At 60.6% G+C, this 1,978-nt stretch carries 1 protein-coding gene and 1 pseudogene; both read right to left on the reverse strand.

The window, feature by feature from the left end:
- A partial coding sequence (locus Q0341_RS10135) for a propionate--CoA ligase (protein WP_299512808.1) occupies positions 1–1,581 on the reverse strand: 1,581 nt, incomplete at its 3' end.
- A gap of 251 nt (positions 1,582–1,832) precedes the next feature.
- Positions 1,833–1,978, reverse strand: a pseudogene (locus Q0341_RS10140) (isochorismatase); the annotation flags it as partial.

Raw genomic sequence — 1,978 nt, forward strand, 5'->3', positions numbered from 1 at the left:
GACTTCGGCGATGTTGGGGTGGCTGGAAATGCTTTCCTCGATCTCGCGGGTGCCGAGGCGGTGCCCGGCCACGTTGATCACGTCGTCGGTGCGGCCCAGAATGAAGTAATAGCCGTCTTCGTCGCGCACCGCCCAGTCGAAGGTGCTGTAGACCAGCTTGCCCGGCACCGTGTTCCAGTAGGTTTTGACAAAGCGTGCGTCATCGCCCCAAATGGTTTGCAGGTTGCCGGGAGGCAGTGGGCCTTCGATGGTCAACACGCCCTTCTGGTTGGCTCCCGTGAGTTCTTCTCCCGTCTGGTCGTCCACCAGCTTGACGTTGTAGCCATAAATGGCTTTGCCAGGCGAGCCGAACTTGCTGGGCGCTTTTTCGACGCCATTGCAGATGCTCAAAATCGGCCAGCCGGTCTCGGTCTGCCAATAGTTGTCGATGATGGCTTTGCCATTCAGGCCTTCTGAAATCCACTTGGCGGTGGGCTCGTCGAGCGGCTCACCGGCTAGGAACAGGGCCTGCAGACTGGATAAGTCGTATTTGGTCAACAGCGCGGGGTCTTGCTTTTTGAGCACACGAATCGCCGTAGGGGCGCTGAACATGACGTTGACCTTGTACTTCTCAACAAGGCTCCACCAGATGCCGCCATCAGGGCGGATGGGCAGACCTTCGTAGAGGATGGTGGCCATGCCGCCGATCAGCGGGCCATAGATGATGTAGCTGTGCCCCACCACCCAGCCGATGTCGCTGGTGCAAAAGAAGGTACCGCCGGGTTGGCCTTCAAAAATATTGGGCAGGCTGGCGGCCAGGGCGACGGTGTAGCCACCGGTGTCGCGTTGCACGCCTTTGGGTTTGCCGGTGGTGCCCGAGGTGTAGAGGGTGTAGCTGGGGTGGGTGGATTCGACCCACTCGCAAGGCACCACCGCGTCCATGTGCTTGGCGCGTTCGGTGGCGTAATCCACATCGCGGCCCGCCACAGGCGCGAAGGCGGCGAGCTGGCGGTTCACCATGACCACGTTGGCGGGTTTGTGCGCCGACAGCTGAATGGCTTCGTCGAGCAGCGGCTTGTAGGCCACGACCTTGCCGCTGCGCGAACCCGCGTCGGCGCTGATGATCACTTTGGGCGACGCGTCTTCGATGCGCGTGGCCAGCGAATGCGACGCGAAACCGCCAAACACCACCGAGTGAATAGCCCCCAAGCGCACGCAGGCCAGCATGGCAAATGCTGCTTCGGCGATCATGGGCATGTAGATCAACACGCGGTCGCCCTTGACCACGCCCAAGTCTTGCAAGATCGCCGCCATGCGCTGCACCTCGGCGTGCAGATCACGGTAGGTGTAAGTGATTTCGGTGTCGGTTTCGGTCGACACGAAGATCAAGGCGGGCTGGTCGGCGCGCTCGGCCAAGTGGCGGTCCACCGCGTTGTGGCACAGGTTGGTTTCGCCGCCCACGAACCATTTGGCAAAGGGTGGATTGCTGTAATCGCAAATCTGTTGGGGTGGGACTTTCCAGTCCACCAATTGGGCTTGTTCGGCCCAGAAGGCCTCGCGGTCGTTGATTGACCGCTGGTGAAAGTCAGCAAAGTTGCCCATGGATGTCTCCTGATGTCCGCTTATGAAGAATAAATGCCGAGGTCGACCCATCGGGTGCCCGCCTCTTCTGAATTCATAATTATGAGCAGCGGACTTGCAAGAAGCTGACTCTGTCACGCAGTGGACAGCGGCCAAGCGCGCCACATCGGCCTGGAACTTGGCTGCCTGCCGCAGAAAGTCAAGGGGTCAGGAACAAGCCCGCAGTGACCGAGGCCCAAGCCCAAGAAAAAGCAGAAGCACAGCCCCGCCCATCACTTGAACAAACTTTGCAGCAGCTTGAAGTCGGGGTGCTCGGCCGTGCGAATCCACTCAAACGCCACCATCTCGGCGGTCACCAACTCGGTCCCGGCACCGGCCAGTCGGTCGTAGGCGGCGTCTCGGTTGCGTTCTGTGCGCG

Origin of the sequence: uncultured Limnohabitans sp., from assembly GCF_937889215.1 — a bacterium.
In the GTDB taxonomy this organism is placed as follows: domain Bacteria; phylum Pseudomonadota; class Gammaproteobacteria; order Burkholderiales; family Burkholderiaceae_C; genus Limnohabitans_A.